The sequence below is a fragment of the Pararhizobium sp. PWRC1-1 genome, from assembly GCF_049897905.1.
In the GTDB taxonomy this organism is placed as follows: Bacteria; Pseudomonadota; Alphaproteobacteria; order Rhizobiales; family Rhizobiaceae; genus Pararhizobium.
The window spans coordinates 160,035-179,719 of the sequence record NZ_JAFCXE010000001.1 but is presented as its reverse complement, the minus strand read 5'-3'; the positions used below and the strand labels follow the sequence as shown (position 1 = coordinate 179,719).

Genomic DNA, 19,685 nt, shown 5'->3' with positions numbered 1-19,685 from the left:
GAACATGACGATATGATAGGCGAATCTGCCGTCAGGCGCCCGTCCCACAGCCATGGTTCCCGTACAATGTTTCGTGACTTCTCCCTTCAGAGCCTGTTCATGGGCCTGCTCACTGCCTTTGTCGGTTTTGCAAGCTCCTTTGCCGTCGTGCTGCATGGGCTGACGGGCGTCGGCGCAACTGAGGCGCAGGCAGCTTCCGGTCTGATGGCGCTGTCGATCTCGATGGGTGTGTGTGCGATCGTGCTCAGCCTTTCGACGCGACTGCCGGTGAGCATTGCCTGGTCGACGCCGGGAGCAGCACTGCTGGCAAGCTCGGGTGCTGTGGCCGGCGGGTTCAATACGGCAGTCGGCGGCTTCCTGATCTGCGGGGCGCTGATCATCATTGCCGGACTGTGGAAACCGCTGGGGCGAGCGGTCGCCGCAATCCCGGCGGCGCTGGCCAATGCAATGCTCGCCGGTGTGCTGATCGGCCTGTGTTTTGCGCCGGTCAAGGCCATCGCCTTCAATCCGCTGCTCGGCCTGCCTATCGTTGTCGCCTGGGTGATCGTTGGCAGCATCAACCGGCTGTTTGCGGTGCCCGCTGCCCTTCTGGCGTTCGTCCTGGTATTGGCCTTCGGGGTCGAGATGCCAGCCGATGCTATGACGCAGCTTTCGGCAACGCTTGTGCCACATATCGAATGGGTCACCCCAGCGTTTACTGTCGCCGGGCTCGTCAGCATCGCACTGCCGCTGTTCATTGTCACCATGGCCTCGCAGAACATTCCGGGCATCGCCGTCTTGAAGGTCAACGGTTATGAGCCACAGCCGGGGCCGCTGTTTGCAACGACAGGCCTGTTCTCGATGCTGAGCGCCCCGTTCGGCGGCCATGCGGTCAATCTGGCAGCGATCACCGCTGCGATGTGCGCCGGCGAGGATGCGCATCATGATCCCGCCCGGCGTTACTGGTCAGCCATTGTCGCCGGTGCCGGTTACATCGTCTTCGGGCTGATCGCCGCAACCGTGACAGCCTTTGTCAGCCTGGCGCCGCCGATCCTGATTCAGGCGGTTGCCGGCCTTGCCCTGATCGGCGCATTTGCCGGTTCGGCCATGGCCGCCTTCAAGGAACCCGACGGCCGGGAGGCGACGGCCGTCACATTTCTGGTGACAGCGTCCGGCGTCAGTTTCGCCGGTATCTCGGGAGCCTTCTGGGGACTGCTGGCCGGTGGGCTGATGCTCGCGCTCGCGCGCTTCACCAAGTCCCGCAAACGCTGAAGATCGATCAGGCCGCTTCGGACTGATCGTCCTCGTCGCGCACGATGTTTTCCGGCTTTGCCGGGGCTGGAAGCAGCAGCGGCGTATTGTTGACCACGTGGTCGATCTCGCTGAGCGGCATCGGCCGTCCGAACAGGTATCCCTGCACCTGCAGGCAGCCTTCGCTGCGCAGGAAATCCATATGTTCCTCGTTCTCCACCCCTTCGGCCAGCACGGGAATATCGAGGCTCTGGGCGAGGATGATGGTCGAGCGGACGATCGCAGCCGACTGCCGGTTGTTGGTGACGCCATCGATGAAGGCGCGGTCGATCTTGATCTTGTCGAACGGGAAGTTCTGCAGGGTCGAGAGCGATGAATAGCCGGTTCCATAGTCGTCCATGGCGATCTTGACGCCAAGCAGCTTCAGCTGCCGGATGATATGAAGCGCGTGCTGCTGGTCGGCGATGATGCCCGATTCGGTGATTTCCAGTTCAAGGCGGCCGGCGTCGAGACCGGTCTCCTTCAGGATTTCGCTGACGCGGTTGGGGAAATTCGTATCGGCCAGCTGGGCCGGTGCGACATTGACGGCGATCTTGATCGGGTTCTCCCAGGACGCAGCCTGCTGGCAGGCCGTCAATAGAACCCAGTCACCGAGTTCGTGAATGAAGCCGTTCTTCTCGGCGATCGGAATGAATTCCGTCGGCGGCACCATGCCGCGCACCGGATGCTTCCAGCGCAACAGAACTTCAAAACCGATGATGTCACGGGTCAGCGAGTTGTTCTGGTACTGGTAATAAAGTTCGAACTCGTTGCGCTCGATCCCCTGGCGCATATCCATGGCAAGGACGCTGCGGCTGCGTGCGGCATCGTCCATCGAAGGCTCATAGAGCCGGATTGAATTCGAGCCGGCCGCCTTGGCGCGGTACATGGCGAGATCCGCCTGCGCCAGAAGCTCTTCTGGCGTGCGTGCATCGACGGGAAAGAGCGAGATACCAACGCTGCTGCCGACCAGAAGCGTCTTTCCCTGCCATTCGACGGGTTTGCCGATTTCGGCGATCAACCGCGCTGCAAAGGTCTTTGCCTCGCTTTTCATGAAGAAATTGGAGGTCAGCGCAACAAACTCGTCTCCGCCGATGCGCGCGACATATTCCCCTTCCCCCAGAACCTTAGCCATCCGCTCGGAAATCGTCCGCAACACCGCATCACCGGCCGCATGCCCATGCACGTCGTTGACATCCTTGAAGCGGTCAAGATCGAAGGACAGGACAGCGACACGCGCCGTATCGTCCTTCTGCCGCCGGATGATGTCTTCGAGATGCTCGCCGAAGGCAACCCGGTTCGGCAGGGCCGTCAGCGGATCGTGCAGCGACAGGTGACGGAAACGCTCGGCGGCCACCTGGGTGGAATGAAGGTCAATGACATAAGTCGATGCGCCCAGGCCCAGCATCAGGCACATCATCACCATGACCATGACGATCAGCAGATTATCCGGGATGAGAGCCGCCGAGGGCTGGATCATCGGATCTGGAATGATCGTGACCGCAGCCATCCCGGTGAAATGCATGCTGACGATCGCCAGGATCAGCGCGACGACCGCACCATATTTGCAAAAGCGGGTGACCGGGCGGGCAATCCGGCTGGTGGCAAGAGCACCGAAGCTGACACCCAGGATGATCGATGCTGCGTAATAGGTAAAGTCCCACTCCATCCGCCCGGCGATCTGGTAAGCCATCATGCCCATATAGTGCATGATGGCGATACCGGCGCCGACGATCGCGCCGCCAAGCTCGATGGTAGGACCGGTCTTGCGCATGGAAGTGACGAAAAAGCCCAGTATCGTCATGCCGATCGCGGCACCCAAGGAAGCCAAAGTCAGGATCGGTTCATAGGCATGTTCGAGGGACGGCCTGAAGCTCAGCATGGCGATGAAGTGCGTCGTCCAGATCGTCGAGCCGCCGATGACCCCGCCCATGAACAGCCAGTTCAGCTTCTGTATCCCGACAGTCCGCCTCACGCGGGCATAGAGCCGCATGGTCAGGACGGAGCCGAGAACACAGACGAGAGTTGCAAGCGACAGCAAACCGTAGTGATGATCTGTGGCGATGCAGGAAAGAACCTTGAGCATGAAACACCTGTTTTGAACGTGGGCGCAATGTGCCATGCAACAACTAAGAGAGATTAACGCCGTTGGCATTCCGTGATTTGACGGTTATCAAGCTCTGAAAGATATCACGCACTGCGTGCAGGTATGGTTGCAGCGCCACCTCCAAGCGGGTTTTTCGGCAAAACCGGGATTTTGTCGAAAAACAGGCCTTTGCTTGCAATTCCGGGCGTTGTCGGCTATGGACGCGCGTCCGCGCAGACACCCTTGGAGGCAAACGCGGATGAGACGGTCAAACGTCTCAGTTCATCCTGTCTTTATAGATCAAGCGGATGAGCTCTCCAAAAACACCAGAAAGGTACGACCATGAGCCATGCATCCTACGAGCTCAAGGCCGAAACGCGCGAACGGGTTGGTAAGGGGTCCTCCCGTGAACTTCGCCGCAACGGTCTTATTCCTGCAGTCATCTATGGTGACAAGCAGACACCGATTTCCATCGCCCTCTCCACGAAGGAAGTCACCCAGAAGATTCACGCCGGTGGTTTCATGACCACCATCGCCACGATCGACGTTGGCGGCGAGAAGATCCGCGTCCTGCCGAAGGACTACCAGCTGGATCCGGTCCGTGACTTCACCATGCACGTCGATTTCCTTCGCGTTTCGAAGGACAGCGTCGTCACCGTGGAAATCCCGGTTCACTTCGTCAACGAAGAAAAGTCCCCGGGCCTCAAGATCGGCGGCGTTCTGAACATCGTTCGTCACGAAGTCGAACTGGTTGTTCCGGCCGACGACATTCCGGAATTCCTGACGGCTGACCTGTCCGGCCTCAAGATCGGCGACGGCATCCACATCTCGAACATCAAGCTGCCGAAGAACGCAACGCCGGTTATCGGCGATCGCGACTTCACGATCGCTACCATCGCCCAGCCTGCTGGCGGCACGACGGAAGAAGAAGAAACAGCTTCCGAATAAAAAATCGAGGCCTGACGGCCTGGATTGTGAACCCGTCTCACACCGCGTGAGGCGGGTTTTTTGTTGCGCGGTGCACGCCCTACTTTTCCAGCATGGTTGAACCACGCCTTCAGCTTTTATCCTGAGGTTTCAGCAACATTTAAGATTTTCATGATGTGTTGTCGCTGGGGGATTTTTCCGGCTTCAGTGTACGAGAATCCTAATGGGACGTAAGATTGGTAACGCGACCGGGTGCATCCAATGATGCACTCTGTTGAAAATCGTTTTATTGCGATCGTTTGTGGTGCGATGCTTGTCTTTATCGCTCCGCTGATCGTGTTGTTTCTGACCCTGTCGTCAGAGCGCGTTGCGCGTGAAAGCTTGCAGAACACGCAGGTTCTCATGGAGGCAGGTGCTCAGGCGCTTGCCAAGCCCCTCTGGGATTTCGACACGGACGGTGTCGAGCAAATCGCAAAATCGCTGATCGGCGATGCGGCGATCATGTCCGTGCAGGTCAAGGACAGTTCACAATCGATCTCCGTCACTCTTCCCGCTGGCCCAGTGGATGCCAGCCTGCCGCACAAGGTCCTCACCAAGGAAATCCTTTATAATTCGAAGGACGGCCAAAGATCTGTCGGCACGCTGGAGATATGGGTGTCCACGCCCGGCCTCCTGTCGCGCTTCAGCAAGGATGAGCTAAGCATATTCTTCATCCTGATCGTCGCCGTCGGTATTGTCTTTGCCGCGGCCATCCTCGGCAACCGCCTGACCGTCATCCGGCCGCTGATGCGGTTGACGGCAGCAATCGAAGCCACAAGGCGGCTCGGTTCACGCCACCATGTCGACTGGACATCGGACGACGAGATGGGAGCCCTGGCACATAATTTCAACGAGATGCAGAGCAAGCTGGAGTGTGAGGAAACCGAACTGAAGCTCGCCCATAGCCGGGCAACTGACATCTACAACCTCACCCCCTCCATGCTGTTTTCGCTTGATCCGGCCAATTGCCTCACCGCCGTCAGCGACTACTGGCTGACGGCCACGGGCTATGCCCGCAGCGATGTTATCGGACGTGTTTTTACCGATTTCGTCGATGAACATTGGCACGAAACCTACCGGGCACGCCGCCGCAACGGCAACACCACCCATGCCAATATCTGTGAAGTCACTGTGCCGTTCATCAAGGCGAATGGTGACACGATGACTGTCCTCATCCTTGAAATGAAAAGTGCGGCCAGCGGCGAGCGTGGCGGTCTGTCCCTGTCTGTCATGACCGACGTCACGGAACTGAAACAGGCCGAAAGCCGCAACCATGCGCAGGCGATCACCGACCACCTGACAGGTCTTCTCAACCGCCAGGGTTTCGAAGCGGCCCTCGATGAGGGCATCCGCCAGGCCGACGAAAACACGATGCAGCTCGCCTGTATCTTCATCGATCTCGACCGCTTCAAATGGATCAACGATAATTTCGGCCATGCAGCCGGCGACGAAGTATTGCGCCAGGTGGTTGCCCGCATCCGCACCACCCTTCGCCCGGGAGATACGATGTCACGGCTCGGCGGCGACGAATTTGCCATCCTCGTCAGCGCCGAGGATGTCGAGGCTCTGGCAAGCGAGATCGGCGACCGCATCTGCGCCAGCCTGCGTCAGCCGATCCTCGTCGAAGGTGCTGAGCTTTCGGTGAGCGCCAGCGTCGGCATCGCACTGTATCCCAACCACGCGGTAAACGCGGCAGAACTGCTCTTGAAATCCGACATGGCCATGTATGCGCGCAAGCGCGATGGCAAGAACGGCATGCTGCTCTTCGATACCAGCATGCTCGACATCGCCCGCGAACGCCACGAGATGGAACAGAACATCGAAGCCGGCCTCAAGGAAGACTGGTTCGAAGCCTATCTGCAGCCGATCGTCAGCCTCAGCGATGGCCGCATTGCCGGGTTCGAGGCGCTGATGCGCCTGAACCATCCGGAAAAGGGCATCCTGCCGCCCGCCAAGATCATCGGCATTGCCGAGGAAACCGGTACAATCGCCCGCATCGGCGAGCGGGTGCTGGAAAAGGCGATCAGCCACCTTGCCCGGCTGACGCGGATGGAGGGGACAGAGACCACCTACCTCGCGGTCAATTTCTCGCCGCTCCAGTTCGAAGAGACGTTGCCGCACAAGCTGGCAGCACTGCTGCTCAAACACCATATCTCGCCAGCCCGCATCGTCATCGAGATCACCGAAGCGGTGCTGATGGCCGACAATCCCGATATTCATGCCGTCTTGAAGCAGCTCAGCGAATTCGGCTGCCGCATCGCGCTCGACGATTTCGGTACCGGTTATTCCTCGCTCAGCTATCTCAACCGGTTCCCGGTCGATATCGTCAAGGTCGATCAGTCCTTCACGCGGTCTCTGACGACCGGAACTGCAGACGTCCGCCGAAAGAGCCGCATGCTGATCAAGGGCATCCGGACGATCTCGCATCAGATGGGCTGTACCGTGGTTGCTGAAGGCATCGAGACCAAGGAACAGTGGGAACTGCTGCGCAAGCTGGGTCTCGACTATGGCCAGGGCTATCTCTTCAGCCGGCCGATGCCGATCGAAAACATGCTGCTGATGCTGGAAATGGAATCAGAAGCAAAGGCAACCAGCCTTGCATGACGATCATTAAAGGAGAACGGGTATGAGACACGTCGCGTTCGCACTCGCTCTCCTTCTATCAGCCACGGCTGTGTCGGGCACGGCGATCGCGCAGACGCTGAAACTGCTGACGGAGGAATATCCTCCCTACAATTTCAGCAAAAATGGGGTCATCAGCGGTGCTGCCGTGGAGCAGGCCGAACTGATCATGAAGGCCCTCGACACCCCCTATGCACTGGAAATCCTCCCGTGGGCGCGGGCGGTGTCACGTGCGGAAAATGAACCCTGGACCTGCGTCTTCACGACAGGGCATGACGATGAGCGGGACAAACGCTTCAAATGGGTCGAGCCGCTGCTCGTCGATCGCATGGTCATGCTGCGCAAGACGAGTTCGGGCGTCAATCCGGCCACTATTGAAGAAGCCAAGCGCTTCACGGTGGGGACGCAGCGTGGGGATTTTTCCGGCACCTATCTCCAAAACCACGCTTTTCCCAAGATCGATCTCGCCGCCGATATGGAAACGACACTGAAGAAGCTGCTCGTCGGGCGCATCGACTTGATGGTGACTTCCGAAAAGACATTCGAGGCGATGCGCGATCAGGGCACGGCGATTGAACCCGCCCTCACCCTCGAGGGCAAGCTCTATGGTTTCGCCTGCAACCTCAGTCTGCCGGATGCCGTGGTGGAAAAGATGCAGGCGCAGCTCGAAAGGCTCATCGCCGATGGCACGCAGGACCGGATTTTCGCCAAATATGGAATACGCTTGAATCGCTGACCTCTCCCATCCGGTTTGCCCGCGAGCCGGATACGAGTATAGCCAGACCATAAAAAGGGCCCTCGCGACTGCACACGGTTGACATCCGCTCGCCAACGCGGTGCAAGACAGATCTGTCCGACTGTTAGAGATATATCCATGCTGATTTTCGCAGGTCTTGGTAATCCCGGCTCCGAATATGCCGGCAACCGCCACAACATCGGCTTCATGGCCGTCGACGCGATCCAGCGGCGCCACAGCTTCTCGCCATGGTCGAAGAAGTTCAAGTCGCTGATTTCGGAAGGCGAGGTCGGCGGCGAACGCGTGCTTTTGATGAAGCCGCAGACCTTCATGAACCTGTCGGGCGAGGCAGTCGGCGAAGCCATGCGCTTCTACAAGCTGGAGCCGAAGGACATTCTGGCGATCTACGACGAACTTGATCTCATCCAGGGCAAGGCGCGGATCAAGACCGGCGGCGGCCATGGCGGGCATAACGGCATCAAGTCGCTCGACGGCCATTGCGGCCGGGAATACCGCCGCCTGCGGCTCGGCATCGGTCATCCCGGCTCCAAGGAAAAAGTGCATAACCACGTGCTCGGCGATTTCGCCAAGGCCGACAAGGTCTGGCTGGAGCCGCTTTTGGACGCGCTCGCCGATAATGCCGAGATGCTGACAAAGGCCGAGGATTCGCAATTTCTCAACAAGCTGACGCTGGCAACCAGCGGCAAGCCGGAGCCCGAAGCCGCACCCGCGAAACCGGCTGGAAAATCCCATATCCGCCAGGCCCGCAACAGCGCCCAGCCAAAGATCCTGCCGACAACCGGGCCGATGGCCGACATGCTGAAGAAGCTGTTCGGCAACAAGGACGAATAGCCCCGTGCTGGCTGACGATTTTCGCATCCGCCCTGCTGCACAAGGCGACCTTCCGGCCCTGCTTTTACTCTACCGCCACCTCAACGCGGACGATCCGGATATTGCGCCGGATATCGCAGCCGACCGTTTTGCCGAGATCACCGCCCATCCCGGCATGACGGTGCTGATAGGCCTCTCCGGCGAAGTGTTGACCGCGTCTGTGACGCTGGTGGTGGTTCCGAACCTCACCCGGGGCGGCACGCCCTATGCGCTGATCGAGAATGTCGTCACCCACGCAGGATACCGCAAGCGTGGCCATGCGAGAGCCTTGATGCGGCACGCATTCGCATCGGCCTGGCAACATGGTTGCTACAAGGTCATGCTCCTGACCGGGTCAAAGGACCAGGCGACGCTGAAATTCTATGAGGGATGCGGGTTCACGCAGAACAAGACCGGATTTCAGATCAGGCGTCCGCCCGGGGTTTGACGCTACAGAAGAGCTCCTGCCTATTCCTCCGGCTCCGTCGTGAACATCAGCGGAAAGCCCGCCTCCTTGCCGAAGTCGGTCGCCTCCTTGGCCTTGCTTTCGGCAATATCCCTGGCGCAAACGACGATAACGCAGACGCCCAGCTTGTGGGCGGTCATCATGATCCGGTAGCCGGTCTCCTCGCTCATGTGGAACACCGCCTTCAGCACCATGATGACGAATTCGCGCGGTGTGTAGTCGTCGTTGATCAGAATGACCTTGTAGAGCTTCGGCCTTTCCAGCTTCGGCTTGGTTGTCGTTTTAGGTTTGAGACTGGTGTCGTTGTCCGCCATCGGAAATCCGCCCTTTGATCACAGGGAGTGGTGGAAACCGCTATTGTGCATCGCAAACGGGCTTCAAACAAGATGCACTCGGGCGCCATCTCCCCTATAAAGGCCGCAAAGCCGGTCTGAGACTTGACCTCGGCGCAAGTTTCCGCAAAAGGCACAGCAACAGAATTCGATCGGACAGGTTTCAAGACCATGGGTTTCAAATGCGGTATCGTCGGACTGCCGAATGTCGGCAAGTCCACTCTCTTCAACGCGCTGACCAAGACGGCGCAGGCGCAGGCCGCGAACTATCCGTTCTGCACCATCGAGCCGAACACCGGCGAAGTGGCCGTGCCCGATCCGCGCATGCGCAAGCTGGCCGATATCGCCAAGTCCAAGGAACTGATCCCGACCCGTATCTCCTTCGTCGATATCGCCGGCCTCGTGCGCGGTGCGTCGAAGGGTGAAGGCCTCGGCAACAAGTTCCTCGCCAATATCCGCGAAGTCGATGCGACCGTGCATGTGCTGCGCTGCTTTGAAGACGACGACATCACCCATGTCGAAGGCCGCATCAATCCGGTCGGCGACGCCGAGACGATCGAAACCGAGCTGATGCTCGCCGATCTGGAAAGCCTGGAGCGCCGCACAGAGCAGACACGCAAGCGCGCCGCTTCCAAGGACAAGGAATCGGTCACGCTGCTGCCGGTCATGGATGCCGCCTTGAAGCTGCTTCAGGAGGGCAAGCCGGTGCGCACGCTTTTGCCGACACTGGATGCGGAAGAAAAGCTGCTGCTGCAGAGCCTCAATCTGCTGACCGCCCATCCGGTTCTCTATGTTTGCAACGTCGCCGAGGCCGATGCCGTGTCCGGCAATGCCCACACCAAGGCCGTTGAAGAAATGGCCAAGGCGCAGGGCGCCGAAACCGTGGTCATCTCGGCTGCGATCGAATCCGAAGTTGCGCAGTTGCCGGAAGAAGAAGCCAGGGAATTCCTGGAAGCGCTCGGCCTGCACGAAGCCGGTCTCGACCAGCTGATCCGTGCCGGCTACAAGCTGCTCGACCTGATCACCTATTTCACCGTCGGCCCCAAGGAAACCCGCGCCTGGACCATTCCGCGCGGCACCAAGGCACCGGCTGCAGCCGGCGTCATCCACACCGATTTCGAACGCGGCTTCATCCGCGCCTTCACCATCGCCTATGACGATTATATCGCTTTCGGCGGCGAAAGCGGCGCCAAGGAAGCCGGCAAGGCGCGCGACGAAGGCAAGGAATATGTCGTCCAGGACGGCGACGTCATCCACTTCCGTTTCAACACCTAAACGGAACATCCAGCCAGCCAAACGGCTGCACGTGCGACAGGCAATTCAAGACACGACAACGCCGTTCGTTAACTTTAGCGAACGGCGTTGTCGTCTTTGGTGTTTTGCGGCGGCCATGGCGCTTGCCCTTCGGCCGTTCGGCTATATGTTTGCCTCGCAATCACTTGAGGAGTTTTCGATGCGCCTGATCCCTGCCCTTCTGCTTTCAACCGCCCTCGTCACCCAATCGGTGCAGGCTGCGGATATCAGCCATCAGGGCGCGCAGGAACTTGAGCAGAAATTCACCGCCTACCTGCCGGAGACCCTGGCAAAATCTGGCCTCATCAAGGTCCGGCCCGGCACCGACGACTACGAGGTGACGTTCGATCCAACCGTGCTCCTGAAGGACGTTGATCCAAAGACCTTCAGCATTTCAGGCCTAAAGCCGTTTCTGTCGCTGATCCGGCCGATGGAAGACGGGCTCTGGCACTTCTCCCAGGCAGCCGATCTCGATGTGAAGGGACAGTTCACCGCCGGAACCGAAAAGACCGATTTCACCTACAAGATCGACGCGATGCGGGCCGAAGGCATTGTCGATCCCGATCTGCTCTATTTCAAATCCGCCGACATGTCGGCCGGCGGTATTTCCATGACCTCGACGTCGCCGCAACAATCGGTCGAGGCGCGGTTCGGATCGATGACATCGACGATGAATACGACGCGGGCGACGCCGCAGACCATCGATATCCGCTCCCACATGGCGATGAACGGCTTTACCGAAACGATCATCGACCCTGCCAAGATGAAGGTGGATATATCCGCCGACAGCGTGACGGCGGATGTCGCTTTCAACGGGCTCACCTATCGGCCGGTGCAGGATCTGTTTTTCTTCATCCTCGACAATGTGAAGAAGGAAAAGCTGCTGCCGACCGAGCAAGTCCGCCTCAAGGCTCTGGTGCGGGTCAACCTGCCGATGTTTGAAAACCTTTTGGAATCGATCGAGGTTGCCAATCTCAAGGTCGCTACCCCGACTGGCACCTATGGCGCCGAAACCCTGCGCTACACCATCGATACCAACGGCCTGAAGGATGACGCGAAAGTCGGCTTCGGCGTCACCATCGATAAGCCGTCGCTGCCGCCGGGCCTGGTTCCGGATGCCTTTGCTTCGGCGCTTCCCGAAACCGTGACCACCCGTATTTCGCTGGAAAACCTCAATCTGGCCAGCGGCATCACCTATCTCATCGATCACGCCAATTTCGAGACCGACAAGCCGCTGACCGACGAGCAATCCGCCGAAGCCGGTCGCATCTTCCTGCCGGGTGGTGCCATGACGATCAAGTATGATGAGGTTTCCGCCCGCTCCGCCGTCTACGACTTCAGCCTGTCGGGCACGACAACCGTCTATCCCCAGCAGCAGGGCCGCCAGAACACAGACATTACCCTCTATGCTAAGGATTTCGACAAGACGGTTTCCTATCTGCAGAAAAATGCCGCCACTGTGCCGGAATTCGGCCAGGCCGCCTTCATGCTGTTGATGGTCAAGGGCTTCGCCAAACAGGCGCCCGATGGCCGCGACATGTGGAACATCGTTGTCGACGAGAACAAGAAGGTGAAGATCAACGGCCAGGACTTGCCCTTCCAGCCTTGATCCGGCTGCGCTGGCACATTCTTGTTTTCATTTCCCAGAACACGCACGGATGCTAGAACATGCGTGTTGGAGGACCTTTGCCCATGCTTCATTTCGAGGATTTTCCGGCCGGTAAACGGTTCGATTTCAAACCGATCGAGGTCAGGGCCGACGAGGTCATCGCCTTTGCGTCGGAATTCGATCCGCAGCCGATGCACCTGTCGGAAGACGGCGGCAAGGCCAGCATCCTGGGCGGACTTGCCGCCTCGGGCTGGCATACCAGCGCCATGATGATGCGCATGCTCTGCGACAGCTATATCCGCGAGGCGGCATCGGAAGGCTCTCCCGGTGTCGATAGCATGGAGTGGAAAAAGGCAGTGCTTGCCGGCGATACGCTGTCGGGCAGTTGCACGGTCGTCGAGGCGCGTGTCTCGCGCTCACGGCCCGACATCGGCATCGTGCGGCTGCGAGCCGTCGTCACCAACCAGCGGGGCGAAACCGTAGCGATCTGCGACTATGCCAACATGATCCGCTGCCAAACGGCGGGAGAAGCGGCATGAAGCTGTCGGACCTTCACCCCGAAGGCACACGGGAAACCATCGGCACGGTCATCTTCTCTGCCGAGGACATCGTCCATTTCGCCGAAAAATTCGATCCGCAACCTTTTCACCTCGATGCGGAGCTGGCCAAGCAGTCGCTGTTCGGCGGGCTCTGCGCGTCAGGCTGGCACACCTGCGCCGGCTGGATGAAATGCTTCGTGCCCTACTGGCTGGGGGAGACGAAGCGGTTGGCTGACGAAGGCATTACCGCGCCAAAACTCGGCCCCTCGCCCGGCTTTCGCGACATGCGCTGGCTGAGGCCGGTCTTTGCCGGCGACACGATCACCTACTCCGTCACGTTTGTCGCGGCAAAGGACCTGGAATCGCGGCCGGGATGGCGGATCAACACCATCCTGTGCGAAGGCGAAAACCAGGATGGCCAGCCGGTCATCCGTTTCGAGAGCAAGGTGATCGAGTTTCCCAGAGAAACCTGCCCTAGCGAGCGGGACGGTATACGGGATGCAGGTAGGCGGTGATACTGGCAGGCAGGATCGAGACAATGGCCCGCCGCAGCACCTGCCAGAAAATCCCGATCAGCAGCACGACGACGCCTACCGCAAGGACGGTGACGGAAAAATAATCGCTGAAATCCACACCGCCGCGCTGAAGGATCGTCCAGATCGCCAATCCAAGCGACAGCAGCCCGGAGGTGACGAAGGCGCGCCGGTCGATGATCAGACCGATAACCATGAACACAATGATGATCACAAGCACGGCCACCGCGTCACCTGGCGATGTCGCATCCCCCCACCATTCGCCCGACATATTGCGCAGGAAGATGAACGACAGCATGGCGTAAAGCAGCGCCGGAGCAGCAGCGAGATGCAGCCAGAACGCCACATCGGATTGACGGCTTTTGCGCGCGGGATCGGCGATATCGTAGGACATCGCCGCCGAAAAGATGCCCAGCGCACTGATCAGGAATACGCTCGCAGCCAGTCCGGTATGCTCGACGATGGTGTCGGCAGAGCCCAAGGCCTTTGCAAGCAGCACAAGCACGATATCCATCGCCAGCAGGAACAGCGACAGAAGCGTTGCCGCAAGCGCCAGCGGCACGCGGTATCGCCAGTAAAACACCGCCAGAACGGCGGCAAGGATTGGCAGTACCAGAAGCCAGTTTGTCAGGATGTCGAGACCCTCCGGCGCAGCCACTTCGACGACCAGCAGGGCAAACATGCCGCTCCAATGGGCCAGAGCTACGGTCAGCGCCACGGCCGGAAGCGCCAGACGTTGGCGGCGGATAAGGATTTCGGCGAGAATAACGATGGCCGGGAAGACCGCGAACAGGCTGCCAATACCCCAGAGCCCAACCAGCGCGACGATGACGCCGATGGTGATCAGGATATCGTGAAAGCCGCGAACGAAGCGCGGTTGTTCGCTTTCTTCGGCTTCGAGCGCATCTTCGGCCAGCAGGGCCGAGCCAGCTGCGGCACGCTTTTCGTCACTCGCACCAGTGTCTGTGGCGAGCAGAAACGGCACCAGCTTTTCAGCCTGTGCGGGCGTGATAATCCCCTCGTCAGCGGCGGAGCTGAGCGCATCGCGTATCGAAACCATGTGTGTTTTCCTGGTGTTTCAGTGGCCGTCGAATTCGATCAGCGTCCGAACCTCGACACCGAGGGCCTCAAGCTTCTTGCGGCCGCCGAGTTCCGGCAGGTCGATGATGAAGCAGGCGGCGACGATATCGGCACCCATCTGCTGCAGAAGCTTGGTCGCGCCTTCCGCGGTGCCGCCGGTGGCGATCAGATCATCGACCAGAACGACCTTTTCGCCCGGCTTGATGGCGTCGCGGTGCATTTCCATCTCGTCGACGCCGTATTCGAGGCTGTAGGCGATGCGGACGATATCGTGTGGCAACTTGCCCTTCTTGCGGATCGGCACGAAGCCGGCCGACATCTGGTGCGCCATGGCGCCGCCCATGATGAAGCCGCGCGCTTCCACCCCTGCAACCTTGTCGATCTTTGTACCGGCAAAGGGCTGGATCAACGCATCGATCGCACTGCGAAAAGCGCGCGGATTGCCAAGCAGCGTGGTGATATCGCGGAACATGATGCCGGGCTTCGGATAATCCGCGATGTTGCGGATCGAAGCGATCAATTCCTGCTGAAGAGAAGAGCTCATGATGGTGGGCATGCCTTTGCGGAGGTCTCAGGGAGACGAAGGCATAGCATCAAAGCCCAGGTTTTCTATAGTGCTTTCTGATGGAAATCGGTTCGGGAGCAGGACCGAACCCGCCCTGCTCCACGATGTCAACCCTATTGGGCCGTATCGGTCGTCTTGAGCTTTTCCTGCACCTTCTTGGCGACATCCGGATTGGTCTGCGCGGCCGTGATGATCGTCTTGTATTCGTCAAGCGACATGTCGGGTGATTTTTCAACCGCATTGATCATCTGCTTGTTGGCTTCGTTCTGAAGCTTCTGTTTGTTCGTCGCGTCCTTTTCGGCGCCGATCTTGGCGGCATAGTCCTGGCGCACCTTGTCGACCTGCAGATAGGCGACTGCAAAGGCTTCGATCTTCTGGTCGCTGATGGCGGCGGGTGCCGTGCCCTGCATCGGCTGGGTTGCCTGTGGCTCAGTAGCGCCTTGGGCAAAGGCCGGCGAGTTGATGACGATCAGGCTGAGAGCGGCAGCAGTCAGGGCTGCAACGGGCATGTGGCGAATGGTCATATGCGTGTCCTTCCTTAAGTCAGTCTCAAGACGGTTTTCACCGTCTTTTCCGAAAGGGGCGAACCCCGGCCCCAAGGGTTGAGGATGGATCGGGCGACAATGTGACCCTGAAAAGGAAGCATCAAGGCGATGTCGCGTTCAGAAAACGGGCATTCGCCACAGACGTCCGGTCAACATCGTGAACGCGAACGAGCAATCGGGGGAACTATCCTCCCGCGTTTTCGGTTATAGTCGCACCGTTCCGCCTGGCCGAAATCCAGGCTGGGCGGAATATGCAAACGCAAGGAGGAGCATCATGCGATTGTTTGAGTGCGGGACCCTCGTGCCCGGTTGCGACTGGCACACCCACGCCGACAGCGACGCCGAAGTCGTGCGGCGTGCCGTGGAGCACATGCGCTCGACGCATGGCGAAACGCTGATTCGCGAAAACATGGTCGACAACATCAAGGCGCGGATCGTCGAGGAGGCGAAGGTCGCCTGAGCCTCAGCCGTCAGTTTCAGACCATCGTCAGTCTCAGGTCAGCGATTGAAGCCGGGCAACCAGCGTTGCCCGGTCGTCATTGAAATTTCCGTCCACCCACTTGTCCTCAAGCTGCCCCAGAATTTCCCCAACGCGCGGGCCGGCAGGAATGCCGGTGGAGAGAACATCCTCGCCTGTCAGCGGGAATACCGGCTTTCGCCATTTTTCCGCCCGCGTCAGCAGCCGCTGCAGACGGGCCGTTTCGGGCAGCTGAGACGGATCGTTTTCGGATTTTTGGCGCGCGGAGGCAAGCGACAGCCGCAGCGCAGTCGCCAATCCCTTCTCTCCATTCCGGTAAAGCAGACGGTCGAAGGCGGTATCGGCAATCTCGGCAGGCAGCCGCGGCGCCTTGGTCCAGGCGGCAAAATAGGCCGCTTCCGCTTTCGACAGCCGCAGCCGCTTGGCCATGACATCCAGCCGCTCCGTGTCCGGCGGAACGATCGACGCCAGCCTGAGCAGCGGATCGGGCTGCCAGCCAAAAGTCTGCTCGGCGGCAATCAGACCGGGGATCGCATCGATGCCCCATTTCTCGCTTTCTGGCAGAATTTCGGTCAGCACTCCGGAGGTGCGCATCCAGAGCAATGCCCGGCCCGGATCGCGTGCCGAAAGCAGCTTCTTCAACTCTGAGCAGACCCGCTCGGCCGACAAGCTGGACAATTTCGACCGCGCCTGAGCGCAGGCGCGCAAACCGTCGGCATCTGGGCGGCCGGAGCCGTAATGGGCAAAGAAGCGGAAGAACCGCAACACCCGCAGATAGTCTTCGGCCACCCGCTCGCCAGCATTGCCGATGAAGCGGATCGTGCGCGTCTCGATGTCGGCGAGGCCACCAACAAGGTCGATGACCTCGCCCTTGGCACTAGCATAGAGCGCGTTGATCGTCAGGTCACGCCGCTCGGCATCGACCTTCCAGTCAGTACCGAAGGCGACCTCGGCATGGCGGCCGTCCGTCTCCACGTCGCGGCGCAAGGTCGTCACTTCGTACGGTTTTCCGTCGATGACCAGCGTCACCGTGCCGTGTTCGATCCCGGTGGGCACCGCCTTGATACCGGCCGATTTGGCACGGGCAACCACCACCTCCGGCAGAAGCGTGGTTGCCATGTCGATATCGGCGACGGCAAGGCCCATCAGGCTGTTTCGCACGGCACCACCGACCACGCGAACCTCGCCGCCATCGGCATTGAGAAGATCAAACACGCGCGTCAGCGCGGGCGCCGAAAACCAGGGCTCGGCGGCAACGGAGGTCATGCATAAAGCCTTTCATACAACATGCGGACAATGCCCGCGGTAATGCCCCAGATATGCTGCTCGCCATAGGGCATGCTGTAAAAATGCCGCTCGGCGCCTTTCCAGGTCGCCTGGCCGCGGCCGTGATTATCAGGATTCATGAGGAAGGACAGCGGCACGTCGAAGACGGCGGCGACCTCAGCCGGATTGGGGATGAGGTCATAACCCGGCTGGACCACGGCCAGAACCGGCGTGATGCGAAAACCGGACATCGCCATATAGTAAGGCAACCGGCCGACTGTCTCGACAAAGCGGCGATCGAGACCAATTTCTTCCTCAGTCTCGCGCAAAGCCGCACGTTCGGGCGTGTCATCCTGCGGATCGATGGCGCCGCCCGGAAAGGAAACCTGGCCGGAATGCTTGCGCAGCGTCGCCGTTCGCCGGGTAAAAATCACCCGCGCCTCGTCGCCATCATCGATGACAGGCACGAGAACCGCGGCATCCCTGAGCTTCAGGGTTTCAAGATAGGGAACGGTATCGGGATTGAGCAGAAAATCGCCATGTTCGCGCCAGGCATCCTCAGCAGGACTGCCGGATTGCTGGAGCGCGCGGCGGCGAAAATCATCGGCAGAAAATAACAAATCCGTCATGCCGACAGCGCTTCCAGTTCTTGGGCGGGCATGATGGCGAAGATCACGCCGCCGGAGCGAACGGCAAACATCGCGGTGCCGCCGATCTCGACCGTTTCGCCGAGCGCCACCAGATCATACATCACGGCCCGGGACACCAGCGCCTCCAGCCGGCCACGTACATGCAGATAGGGCTTCAGTTCGCGGTTTTCGCCATGCATGACGAAACGAAGGGCGTGATCCGGGCCTGCCTCGACGACATCGCCGACATTGGTGCGGAAAGTGATGACGGGCGCGCCGTCGCGTTCCGTCACATTCATCTCGACGCCAACAAAAGGCGCATCGACGATGCGGATGCCCAGTTTTTCCACAGGAGTTACCAGATAGGTGTTGCCGTCCTCGTCCTTGCGCAGAACCGTGGAAAACAGCCGAACCAGAGGCTGCCGGCCGATCGGCGTACCCATGTAGAACCAGGTGCCATCGGCGCGGATCTCCATGTCGATATCGCCGCAAAACGGCGGATTCCAGCGCTCGACGGGGGGCAAGCCCTTGGTCTGCCCGTTGGTTTGCCCGGCCGCGCGGGTGATCAGCGCCGCAAGTCCCGCCGCATCGCCCGTTCCATGTATTTCCGCATCCGCCATCGTTCCGTCCCGTTTGGCCCTATTCTTGCTTTTTATCGAGCACTGGCTCACGAGATAGTGCGTTGCCCCCGTCTTGTCAGCCACCGGGCGGAGCATAGATTGAAAATCAGAGACGAAAAGCGCGCTTTTCGCGATTCGGCACCGTTGCCGGCCACTGGAGACAGACAATGGGTGTGATGAAAACCACAGACGGCGCGGTCGATGACAAGGCGATCATCGCCGCCGCCGAAAAGGCGCTGGGCGAGATCGCCCTGATCCGCAAGGAAGTCGGCAAGGTGATCTTCGGCCAGGAAAGCGTCGTCGAGCAGACACTGCTCGCGGTGCTATCCGGTGGCCATGCACTGCTGGTCGGCGTTCCAGGCCTTGCCAAGACCAAGCTGGTCTCGACGCTCGGCACCGTGCTCGGCCTCAATTCCAGCCGCATCCAGTTCACGCCCGACCTGATGCCGTCGGATATTCTCGGTTCCGAAGTCATGGACCAGGACGAGAACGGCCGCCGGTCCTTCCGCTTCGTACCCGGCCCGATCTTCACCCAGCTTCTGATGGCCGACGAAATCAACCGCGCCAGCCCGCGCACCCAGTCGGCACTGCTGCAGGCGATGCAGGAATATCACGTCACCGTTGCCGGACAGCGCAACGACCTGCCGCAGCCGTTCCACGTGCTGGCGACGCAGAACCCGCTTGAGCAGGAAGGCACCTATCCCCTGCCCGAGGCCCAGCTCGACCGCTTCCTGATGCAGGTCGATGTTGGTTACCCAGAGCTTGCCGCCGAACGGCAGATCCTGCTGGAAACCACCGGCATTCATGAATCCGAGGCACGCGACGTCATCGATGCCGCTCAGCTCCGGGCTATCCAGCACCTGATCCGCCAGATGCCGGTAAGCGAGAAAGTCGTCGATGCCATCCTGGCGCTGGTCCGCTCGGCCCGCCCCGGCAACGGCAATGCCGCCACCGACAAGAACGTTGCCTGGGGACCTGGCCCGCGCGCCGGCCAGTCGCTGATGCTGTGCGCCCGTGCCCGTGCTCTTTATGACGGCAGGCTGGCGCCATCCATCGATGACATCATGGCGCTGGCCGAACCGGTGCTGCAGCACCGCATGGCGCTGACATTCGCAGCCCGGGCCGAAGGGATGTCGGTGCGTGACGTGATTACCGGCCTGGTCAAGCAAGCCAAGGGATAA

General features: G+C 60.0%; 20 protein-coding genes. 12 read left to right on the top strand and 8 right to left on the bottom strand.

What is annotated here, in order from left to right:
* Positions 1–66: 66 nt before the first annotated feature.
* Positions 67–1,251: a benzoate/H(+) symporter BenE family transporter gene (locus tag ACP7E0_RS00890; RefSeq protein ID WP_426122360.1), complete on the top strand. Its 1,185-nt coding sequence runs from the start codon at positions 67–69 to the stop codon at positions 1,249–1,251.
* A 7-nt stretch (positions 1,252–1,258) separates the two neighbouring features.
* Here the strand turns inward: ACP7E0_RS00890 and ACP7E0_RS00885 are convergent, their stop codons facing one another.
* Positions 1,259–3,355 carry a putative bifunctional diguanylate cyclase/phosphodiesterase gene (locus ACP7E0_RS00885; protein WP_426122359.1) on the bottom strand — a complete coding sequence of 699 codons (2,097 nt, stop codon included), beginning with the start codon at positions 3,353–3,355 and terminating at the stop codon, positions 1,259–1,261.
* 342 nt (positions 3,356–3,697) lie between these two features.
* Between ACP7E0_RS00885 and ACP7E0_RS00880 the strand changes: the two genes are divergently transcribed.
* The 5 genes from ACP7E0_RS00880 (at position 3,698) to ACP7E0_RS00860 (ending at position 8,997) form a co-directional block, all read left to right on the top strand.
* Positions 3,698–4,303, top strand: coding sequence for a 50S ribosomal protein L25/general stress protein Ctc (locus tag ACP7E0_RS00880; protein WP_113312831.1), 606 nt, complete (start codon positions 3,698–3,700; stop codon positions 4,301–4,303).
* Positions 4,304–4,543: 240 nt separating this feature from the next.
* Positions 4,544–6,925 (top strand): EAL domain-containing protein, encoded by a 2,382-nt coding sequence (locus ACP7E0_RS00875; protein WP_426122358.1) that lies wholly within the window; start codon positions 4,544–4,546, stop codon positions 6,923–6,925.
* Positions 6,926–6,947: 22 nt separating this feature from the next.
* Positions 6,948–7,679 (top strand): substrate-binding periplasmic protein, encoded by a 732-nt coding sequence (locus tag ACP7E0_RS00870; RefSeq protein ID WP_426122356.1) that lies wholly within the window; start codon positions 6,948–6,950, stop codon positions 7,677–7,679.
* A gap of 138 nt (positions 7,680–7,817) precedes the next feature.
* Complete coding sequence (pth, locus tag ACP7E0_RS00865) at positions 7,818–8,531, top strand: aminoacyl-tRNA hydrolase (protein ID WP_426122355.1); 714 nt, start codon at positions 7,818–7,820, stop codon at positions 8,529–8,531.
* Positions 8,532–8,535: 4 nt separating this feature from the next.
* Positions 8,536–8,997 (top strand): GNAT family N-acetyltransferase, encoded by a 462-nt coding sequence (locus tag ACP7E0_RS00860; protein WP_426122353.1) that lies wholly within the window; start codon positions 8,536–8,538, stop codon positions 8,995–8,997.
* Positions 8,998–9,017: 20 nt separating this feature from the next.
* Here the strand turns inward: ACP7E0_RS00860 and clpS are convergent, their stop codons facing one another.
* Complete coding sequence (gene clpS, locus ACP7E0_RS00855; RefSeq protein ID WP_426122352.1) at positions 9,018–9,329, bottom strand: ATP-dependent Clp protease adapter ClpS; 312 nt, start codon at positions 9,327–9,329, stop codon at positions 9,018–9,020.
* Positions 9,330–9,518: 189 nt separating this feature from the next.
* On the opposite strand from clpS, the gene ychF reads away from it, so the two are divergent.
* The 4 genes from ychF (at position 9,519) to ACP7E0_RS00835 (ending at position 13,303) form a co-directional block, all read left to right on the top strand.
* The gene (gene ychF, locus ACP7E0_RS00850) at positions 9,519–10,622 is read left to right on the top strand and encodes a redox-regulated ATPase YchF (RefSeq protein WP_426122350.1); all 1,104 of its coding nucleotides are present in this window, start codon (positions 9,519–9,521) and stop codon (positions 10,620–10,622) included.
* Between the two features lie 115 nt (positions 10,623–10,737).
* Positions 10,738–12,249: a hypothetical protein gene (locus ACP7E0_RS00845; RefSeq protein ID WP_426122348.1), complete on the top strand. Its 1,512-nt coding sequence runs from the start codon at positions 10,738–10,740 to the stop codon at positions 12,247–12,249.
* Between the two features lie 83 nt (positions 12,250–12,332).
* Positions 12,333–12,788, top strand: coding sequence for a MaoC family dehydratase (locus ACP7E0_RS00840; protein ID WP_426122347.1), 456 nt, complete (start codon positions 12,333–12,335; stop codon positions 12,786–12,788).
* Entirely contained in the window at positions 12,785–13,303 is a 519-nt protein-coding gene (locus ACP7E0_RS00835; RefSeq protein ID WP_426122345.1) for a MaoC family dehydratase, read from the top strand. The genes ACP7E0_RS00840 and ACP7E0_RS00835 overlap by 4 nt, the downstream gene beginning before the upstream one ends.
* On the opposite strand, the gene ACP7E0_RS00830 is transcribed toward ACP7E0_RS00835, so the two are convergent.
* The 3 genes from ACP7E0_RS00830 to ACP7E0_RS00820 form a co-directional block, all read right to left on the bottom strand.
* Positions 13,263–14,381: a hypothetical protein gene (locus ACP7E0_RS00830; protein WP_426122344.1), complete on the bottom strand. Its 1,119-nt coding sequence runs from the start codon at positions 14,379–14,381 to the stop codon at positions 13,263–13,265. The genes ACP7E0_RS00835 and ACP7E0_RS00830 overlap by 41 nt on opposite strands.
* Before the next feature lie 18 nt (positions 14,382–14,399).
* Positions 14,400–14,945, bottom strand: coding sequence for an adenine phosphoribosyltransferase (locus tag ACP7E0_RS00825; RefSeq protein ID WP_060506056.1), 546 nt, complete (start codon positions 14,943–14,945; stop codon positions 14,400–14,402).
* Between the two features lie 134 nt (positions 14,946–15,079).
* Positions 15,080–15,490 carry a DUF4168 domain-containing protein gene (locus ACP7E0_RS00820; protein WP_426122343.1) on the bottom strand — a complete coding sequence of 137 codons (411 nt, stop codon included), beginning with the start codon at positions 15,488–15,490 and terminating at the stop codon, positions 15,080–15,082.
* A 295-nt stretch (positions 15,491–15,785) separates the two neighbouring features.
* Here ACP7E0_RS00820 and ACP7E0_RS00815 point away from each other — a divergent pair, with 295 nt between their 5' ends.
* Positions 15,786–15,971: a DUF1059 domain-containing protein gene (locus ACP7E0_RS00815; protein WP_426122341.1), complete on the top strand. Its 186-nt coding sequence runs from the start codon at positions 15,786–15,788 to the stop codon at positions 15,969–15,971.
* A 33-nt stretch (positions 15,972–16,004) separates the two neighbouring features.
* Here the strand turns inward: ACP7E0_RS00815 and ACP7E0_RS00810 are convergent, their stop codons facing one another.
* Genes ACP7E0_RS00810 through ACP7E0_RS00800 form a run of 3 tightly spaced genes read right to left on the bottom strand, consistent with a single transcriptional unit; the run spans position 16,005 to position 18,504 of the window.
* Complete coding sequence (locus ACP7E0_RS00810; RefSeq protein WP_426122340.1) at positions 16,005–17,255, bottom strand: CCA tRNA nucleotidyltransferase; 1,251 nt, start codon at positions 17,253–17,255, stop codon at positions 16,005–16,007.
* Positions 17,252–17,884: a CoA pyrophosphatase gene (locus ACP7E0_RS00805; protein ID WP_426122339.1), complete on the bottom strand. Its 633-nt coding sequence runs from the start codon at positions 17,882–17,884 to the stop codon at positions 17,252–17,254. The genes ACP7E0_RS00810 and ACP7E0_RS00805 overlap by 4 nt, the downstream gene beginning before the upstream one ends.
* Entirely contained in the window at positions 17,881–18,504 is a 624-nt protein-coding gene (locus tag ACP7E0_RS00800) for a DUF1285 domain-containing protein (protein ID WP_426122338.1), read from the bottom strand. The genes ACP7E0_RS00805 and ACP7E0_RS00800 overlap by 4 nt, the downstream gene beginning before the upstream one ends.
* A gap of 167 nt (positions 18,505–18,671) precedes the next feature.
* Between ACP7E0_RS00800 and ACP7E0_RS00795 the strand changes: the two genes are divergently transcribed.
* On the top strand, positions 18,672–19,685 hold the full coding sequence (locus tag ACP7E0_RS00795; protein ID WP_426122337.1) for an AAA family ATPase: 1,014 nt from the start codon (positions 18,672–18,674) through the stop codon (positions 19,683–19,685).

Excerpts from the sequence above, each read along its gene's own strand:
- ACP7E0_RS00870 (WP_426122356.1), top strand. The coding sequence starts at position 6,948 with ATGAGACACGTCGCGTTCGCACTCGCTCTCCTTCTATCAGCCACGGCT.
- ACP7E0_RS00815 (WP_426122341.1), top strand. The coding sequence starts at position 15,786 with ATGCGATTGTTTGAGTGCGGGACCCTCGTGCCCGGTTGCGACTGGCAC.
- ACP7E0_RS00825 (WP_060506056.1), bottom strand. The coding sequence starts at position 14,945 with ATGAGCTCTTCTCTTCAGCAGGAATTGATCGCTTCGATCCGCAACATC.
- clpS (WP_426122352.1), bottom strand. The coding sequence starts at position 9,329 with ATGGCGGACAACGACACCAGTCTCAAACCTAAAACGACAACCAAGCCG.
- ACP7E0_RS00805 (WP_426122339.1), bottom strand. The coding sequence starts at position 17,884 with ATGACGGATTTGTTATTTTCTGCCGATGATTTTCGCCGCCGCGCGCTC.
- ACP7E0_RS00835 (WP_426122345.1), top strand. The coding sequence starts at position 12,785 with ATGAAGCTGTCGGACCTTCACCCCGAAGGCACACGGGAAACCATCGGC.
- ACP7E0_RS00875 (WP_426122358.1), top strand. The coding sequence starts at position 4,544 with ATGATGCACTCTGTTGAAAATCGTTTTATTGCGATCGTTTGTGGTGCG.
- ACP7E0_RS00890 (WP_426122360.1), top strand. The coding sequence starts at position 67 with ATGTTTCGTGACTTCTCCCTTCAGAGCCTGTTCATGGGCCTGCTCACT.
- ACP7E0_RS00810 (WP_426122340.1), bottom strand. The coding sequence starts at position 17,255 with ATGACCTCCGTTGCCGCCGAGCCCTGGTTTTCGGCGCCCGCGCTGACG.
- ACP7E0_RS00800 (WP_426122338.1), bottom strand. The coding sequence starts at position 18,504 with ATGGCGGATGCGGAAATACATGGAACGGGCGATGCGGCGGGACTTGCG.
- ACP7E0_RS00885 (WP_426122359.1), bottom strand. The coding sequence starts at position 3,355 with ATGCTCAAGGTTCTTTCCTGCATCGCCACAGATCATCACTACGGTTTG.
- ACP7E0_RS00830 (WP_426122344.1), bottom strand. The coding sequence starts at position 14,381 with ATGGTTTCGATACGCGATGCGCTCAGCTCCGCCGCTGACGAGGGGATT.
- ACP7E0_RS00820 (WP_426122343.1), bottom strand. The coding sequence starts at position 15,490 with ATGACCATTCGCCACATGCCCGTTGCAGCCCTGACTGCTGCCGCTCTC.
- ACP7E0_RS00840 (WP_426122347.1), top strand. The coding sequence starts at position 12,333 with ATGCTTCATTTCGAGGATTTTCCGGCCGGTAAACGGTTCGATTTCAAA.
- ychF (WP_426122350.1), top strand. The coding sequence starts at position 9,519 with ATGGGTTTCAAATGCGGTATCGTCGGACTGCCGAATGTCGGCAAGTCC.
- pth (WP_426122355.1), top strand. The coding sequence starts at position 7,818 with ATGCTGATTTTCGCAGGTCTTGGTAATCCCGGCTCCGAATATGCCGGC.
- ACP7E0_RS00795 (WP_426122337.1), top strand. The coding sequence starts at position 18,672 with ATGGGTGTGATGAAAACCACAGACGGCGCGGTCGATGACAAGGCGATC.
- ACP7E0_RS00845 (WP_426122348.1), top strand. The coding sequence starts at position 10,738 with ATGGCGCTTGCCCTTCGGCCGTTCGGCTATATGTTTGCCTCGCAATCA.
- ACP7E0_RS00880 (WP_113312831.1), top strand. The coding sequence starts at position 3,698 with ATGAGCCATGCATCCTACGAGCTCAAGGCCGAAACGCGCGAACGGGTT.